This is a genomic window from Eudoraea sp. (assembly GCF_049665975.1).
Classification (GTDB): domain Bacteria; phylum Bacteroidota; class Bacteroidia; order Flavobacteriales; family Flavobacteriaceae; genus Eudoraea.
Genome location: NZ_JBATGR010000322.1, coordinates 1 through 5,642, shown reverse-complemented (window position 1 = coordinate 5,642; position 5,642 = coordinate 1). Strand labels below are relative to the sequence as shown.

Annotated in this window: 7 protein-coding genes; 5 read left to right on the top strand and 2 right to left on the bottom strand. The window is 38.4% G+C overall.

Annotation, left to right across the window (positions count from 1 at the left end; all coding sequences use genetic code 11):
* Both WBN20_RS11305 and mgrA read left to right on the top strand, forming a co-directional pair.
* A partial coding sequence (locus WBN20_RS11305) for a uroporphyrinogen decarboxylase family protein (protein WP_424281747.1) occupies window positions 1-292 on the top strand: 292 nt, incomplete at its 5' end.
* 68 nt (window positions 293-360) lie between these two features.
* Window positions 361-1,353 (top strand): L-glyceraldehyde 3-phosphate reductase, encoded by a 993-nt coding sequence (gene mgrA, locus WBN20_RS11300; RefSeq protein WP_424281746.1) that lies wholly within the window; start codon window positions 361-363, stop codon window positions 1,351-1,353.
* Between the two features lie 7 nt (window positions 1,354-1,360).
* Here the strand turns inward: mgrA and WBN20_RS11295 are convergent, their stop codons facing one another.
* The gene (locus WBN20_RS11295) at window positions 1,361-1,870 is read right to left on the bottom strand and encodes a hypothetical protein (protein WP_424272548.1); all 510 of its coding nucleotides are present in this window, start codon (window positions 1,868-1,870) and stop codon (window positions 1,361-1,363) included.
* Window positions 1,871-2,259: 389 nt separating this feature from the next.
* Between WBN20_RS11295 and WBN20_RS11290 the strand changes: the two genes are divergently transcribed.
* The 3 genes from WBN20_RS11290 to WBN20_RS11280 are packed head-to-tail and all read left to right on the top strand — an operon-like array spanning window position 2,260 to window position 5,058.
* Window positions 2,260-3,357, top strand: coding sequence for a Re/Si-specific NAD(P)(+) transhydrogenase subunit alpha (locus tag WBN20_RS11290; RefSeq protein WP_424281745.1), 1,098 nt, complete (start codon window positions 2,260-2,262; stop codon window positions 3,355-3,357).
* A 13-nt stretch (window positions 3,358-3,370) separates the two neighbouring features.
* Entirely contained in the window at window positions 3,371-3,679 is a 309-nt protein-coding gene (locus tag WBN20_RS11285) for an NAD(P) transhydrogenase subunit alpha (protein WP_424272575.1), read from the top strand.
* On the top strand, window positions 3,679-5,058 hold the full coding sequence (locus WBN20_RS11280; RefSeq protein ID WP_424281744.1) for an NAD(P)(+) transhydrogenase (Re/Si-specific) subunit beta: 1,380 nt from the start codon (window positions 3,679-3,681) through the stop codon (window positions 5,056-5,058). Before WBN20_RS11285 ends, WBN20_RS11280 begins: the two co-directional genes overlap by 1 nt.
* 47 nt (window positions 5,059-5,105) lie before the next feature.
* Here WBN20_RS11280 and WBN20_RS11275 read toward each other — a convergent pair.
* Window positions 5,106-5,642: ABC transporter permease (locus tag WBN20_RS11275; RefSeq protein WP_424281743.1), on the bottom strand; the 537-nt coding region annotated here is incomplete at its 5' end.

Sequence of the window (5,642 nt, the reverse complement as noted above, 5' to 3'; positions counted from 1 at the left end):
TATCGATTATCCCGGTAATATCGTGAATTTGAGTGATATCGTTGCCGGCAAAAGGGTTCCGTTAAAAGAACTGTATTCCATGTTTGGTGAACGCCCTATAATGGGCGGCTTGGAGAAAAGAGGGCCTATCCTGACCGGTACTGATCAGGAGATACAACAACAGGTAGCCGCTGTTCTTAAAGAAGCTCCGGATCGTTTTATCTTAGGCGCTGAATGTGCTTTATTAGGTGAGGTGGACTGGAAAAAAGTGCGAACCGCTGTAGATACCGGGCATGAAGTTTCAATTTACTAATCGCTCAGCAACTTGTGTAATTACATAAAATTAAATACTGAAATTGTTTAAATATTAGCTTAACATATATGAAATACATTGCAAATAATAACAGGTATGAAAAAATGAAATACAATCGTTGTGGAAACAGCGGTTTATTGCTCCCGGCAATATCCCTGGGATTATGGCACAACTTCGGAGGCATAGATGTATATGAAAATGGCAGAAATATGGTGCGGAGGGCATTTGACCTGGGGATAACGCATTTCGATCTTGCGAATAATTACGGGCCTCCGTATGGCTCTGCGGAAGAGACTTTTGGAAGAATTCTAAAGTCTGATTTAAAATCCTACAGAGATGAATTGATTATCACTTCCAAAGCAGGATATGATATGTGGCCCGGACCATATGGAGAATGGGGAAGCCGGAAATATCTGATCGCCAGCTGTAACCAAAGTCTTAAAAGAATGGGACTGGACTATGTAGATATTTTTTACAGTCACAGGCCAGATCCGAATACCCCTTTGGAAGAAACCATGATGGCCCTGGACCAGATTGTACGATCCGGTAAAGCCTTGTATGCAGGGATTTCATCCTATGACCCCCAACAATCGCAGAAGGCAATAGCAATTTTGAAAGAACTCGGTACACCATGCCTGGTTCATCAACCGTCTTATAGTATGTTCAACAGATGGGTAGAAGATGGTTTATTGGATGTACTCGCACAAAATGGCGTTGGTTCCGTAGTATTCAGTCCTTTATTCCAGGGGTTGTTAACCAATAAATATCTTAGTGGTATTCCTGAAGGCTCCAGGGCATCAAAAGCGGATAGTTATTTACAATCATCAGACATCACCCCTGAAAAGATCGATAAGGTAAAAAGGCTGAATGAAATTGCAGAATCGAGAGGACAAAAAATGGCACAGATGGCACTTTCCTGGGTTTTAAGGGATAAAAGAGTAACTTCAGTAATCATAGGTGCAAGCAAAGTATCGCAAATTGAGGATGCAGTTGGAATTCTTGATAAAATGGAATTTACATCTGAAGAATTACATACTATAGAAGGAATATTAAAAGCCTAGATGCTGTCTAGTAATCTTTAAACTGGAACGTATGCAAGAAACCAAGGGTAACCGTGTTCCAGGTTCTGTTTTCTAACTGTATTCCTGTATAAGATAGATTTATTTCCGTCATGGGCCCTAACAGGACCCCGATAATGGGTCTGTAATATATTCCACCTTCATTCCCCTTGTTAAGACCAAGCCCATAGCCACCGTCTATACCAAAGGAAAAGGAATTAGAGGGCCATATACGCAATGAGGCAGCCAAAGGAACAAATTGAACATCAGTTAGTCCTGATACAATTTCATCTGATTGAAAAGAATCTTTAAATCCGTAAATGAGTCCAGTACTTATACCGAGATCCACTACTTCACCCAGAGCCCACATATATCCCAGGTCCAAACCTACCATCAGGCTTATTTCATCATTAAAATCATCAATAGGTAAACCTGCGTGAAGTCCTAGCTTTAATCCTTCTTGTGCATATGAACCCATGCCAAATAATGTGAAAATAAATACCAAAATTAAATGCTTCATTTTTACTACTTTTCATAATACAACGCCAAAACTAACAGCTTCTTTGAAGTAGAACGCATTTTTGTTGCCAAACCAACCTATTGGGTTGTGAAAGTCAAATAATGTTCTTATTTGGTCAACCTATATACGCTAAATGCATAAAAAATCAGATGTAAGCAGCCAGCTCGCTAGGTTAGTCTATAATATATTATGACACTTTTTATTTCAGATGTGCAGAATTCAAAAAAATAGCATATTTTCAAGCATTGTTAGGAATTAAATGTTTTCTATTTGGGATATCATTGTAGTCTGAATATTGTTAAAGAGTTATGGTTTATACACAAATCCCGGAATAGATAGTTTAATTTTTAATAATCCCCTAAATTTACAGTCCAAAACCAAAAACGAATATGAGGTTAGGCATATTGAAGGAAACTCAAAAAGGCGAAAAGCGGGTTTCAATTTCTCCAACAATTGCAAAGCAATTGACTGACAAGGGTTTCGAATTAATTGTTGAAGAAGATGCAGGTACCTATTCTTCTTTTAAAAATTCAGACTACCGGGAAACAGGAGCAAGGGTAGAAAAGAGGGGCGTTGTTTTTAAGGACTCGCAAATTCTTATAAAAATTAATCCCTTTAATGAAGAAGACTTAAAGTTAGTTAATAAGGACCATGTACTAATTAGTCACTTGTATCATAAATCCAAGCCAGAACTTATTGAAAAAATTGCGGCTAAAGGAGCATCCGCTTTTTCTATGGATGCCATGCCCCGGATTTCAAGGGCTCAGGATATGGATGTTTTAAGTTCGCAGAGTAATTTGGCCGGATATAAATCCGTTATTCTTGGAGCCTATGAAATGAAAAAGATATTTCCATTGATGATGACTGCGGCAGGAACAATTAAACCGGCCAAGGTCTTAATTTTTGGTGTAGGTGTTGCAGGTCTGCAAGCAATAGCAACTGCCAAACGCTTAGGCGCAATGGTTAAAGCTACCGATATAAGATTAGAAACCAAAGAGCAGGTAGAATCCTTGGGCGCAAAATTTATTATGGTTGAAGGACCTAATGGGGAATCTGAAAGCGGTTACGCAAAGGAAGCTTCTGAAGACTATCTACGCAGACAAAAAGAAGCTGTTAATAAGTCGCTTTATAAGGCAGATTTAGTAATTACTACTGCTGGTATCCCAGGTAAAAAATCACCAATTTTAATCACCGAGGAGCAAGTTCTAAATATGAAAAACGGTGCTGTAATCATTGATTTGGCTGCCGCACAGGGAGGAAATTGTGAAATCAGTAAACTGAATAAAACGGTAACGAGAAATGGTGTAAAGGTAATTGGTACAAGTATCGCCCCGGAAAGTGTTTCAACCAATGCAAGTGAATTATACGCAAAAAACATGTACAACTTTATTATGCATCTTACAGAAGAGTCTAATTTAAAATGGGATCTGGAAGAACAAATAACCGATGAAACTTTGATTGTACAAAACGGAATTATACGAAAATAGAAAAGAAAACAAGATGAATGAATGGATAGAATTTATTAGTAATAACCTCGAAATCACCTACATCCTAATCCTTGCGATATTTGTAGGAGTTGAAGTCATCAAGCACATCCCTGCTGTATTACATACGCCATTGATGTCGGGTGCAAATGCCTTAAGTGGTGTGGTAGTTGTAGGGGCAATATTAGTGATGTTACATTCAGACCCAAAAAATTATTTTGCCTTAACCCTTGGGTTTATTGCAGTAGTATTAGGAATCTTAAATGTTGTAGGTGGTTTTACCGTTACTGGCAGAATGCTTAAAATGTTTAAAAAGAAAAATTAATGAGTATTTCACTGAGCCTTATATACCTGGCAGCCACAATTGCTTTTATTATTGGATTAAAAAAGATGGGGCACCCTGCAACGGCAAAAAATGGAAATTTAATTGCAGCTGCAGGAATGGCCCTTGCCATTGCAGGAACTATTTTCATCCATGATTTACAGGTACCAACTTCTATTTATATTCTTATAGGAATGGCAATTCTTATAGGGTCTGCAATTGGCGGCTGGATGGCCATCAAAGTGAAGATGACCAAGATGCCCGAATTGGTTTCCTTATTTAATGGTTTTGGTGGTGCAAGTGCTGCTTTAATTGGGCTTGTAGAATTCAGTAGAGGTGGAGGTGATAAGATGATAACCACCACTATTGTATCCGGAATTATTATAGGTGCAATTACTTTTTCCGGAAGTTTGATAGCATGGGGAAAATTAAACGGGTCCGTAAAAAGTGTGATAAAGATTCCTTACCACAATACGGTAAACAATTTATTTTTAGTGGGGATTATAGCTTTTGCCTTCTTCATTGTAACTGCCGGTGCCAGCAATGAGGTTTTGGCATTTGGTTTATTAGCTGGCGGGTTAATTTATGGAATCTTATTTGTACTTCCCATAGGTGGTGCAGATATGCCCGTGGTAATTTCATTATTGAATTCATTGACAGGTATTGCGGCTGCGATTACAGGAATTTTATATTCTAATATGGTGATGTTGATAGGGGGTATACTTGTTGGCTCGGCTGGCATTATCCTTACAGTTGCCATGTGTAAGGGAATGAATAGAACCCTGGGCGCAGTTATTTTTGGAACCTTTGGCGCAACAGATTCAGTAGCCGGCACAAACAAAACTTTAGGGACCATAAAAAAAACAAACCCCAGTGATTCCGCAATTATGCTAAACTATGCTACCAACGTTATTATAGTTCCAGGTTATGGATTGGCCGTTGCACAAGCACAGCACATCATTCATGAATTAGAAGAATTGTTGACTAAAAAGGGGGTTAATGTAAAATATGCCATTCACCCTGTAGCAGGCCGTATGCCTGGACATATGAATGTACTGCTGGCAGAAAGCAATGTGGATTATTCCTTGTTGTTAGAAATGGAGGATATTAATCCTCAATTTAAGAATACCGATGTTGTTCTGGTAGTGGGAGCAAATGATGTGGTAAATCCTGCCGCGCATAACGACCCTTCAAGCCCTATTTATGGCATGCCTATCCTGGATGTTGAAAATGCCAAACATATCATTGTTAATAAGCGTACCATGAAAGCCGGATATGCCGGAATTGAGAATGAACTGTTCTACAATGATAAAACAGTTATGCTTTTTGGGGACGCGAAAGACGCATTGACCAGTCTGGTTAGTGAATTGAAGAATATGTAATGAGGATGGGGGTAACCCAAAACGAAGATAATACAGGAACCTCATGGTTAATTGGTTTTTTTATAACTCCAAACAGCCAATACATTCATGACAAAGGCGTAAAGTAGCGTCTTTAAGAATTGTGGTATTATATCGGCAAACGAGGAGCCTTTGAGCATTACCATTCGCATTACTTCCACAAAATATTTTATCGGATTAAACTCAGTAATTAACTGCGCCCATTGTGGCATACTTTCTATGGGAGTGAATAAGCCACTCATTAGTATAAAAATTACCATAAAAAACCACGAGATAAACATAGCCTGTTGCTGGGTATCAGTAAAATTAGAAATAAATAATCCTATCCCTAAAACAACAAAAATATATATGGAGGTATACGCGTACATTATGACCAGACTCCCAACTATGGGAATATTAAAAATGAGTTTTGCAATGATTAGCCCAAGTGTCAACAATCCCATACCTATTATCCAAAATGGAAATAGTTTCCCAATAATAAACTGGCTCTTGCGTATGGGTGTTACGTTAATTTGCTCTAAAGTGCCAATTTCTTTTTCACGTACAATATTCATCCCGGAAAGGAA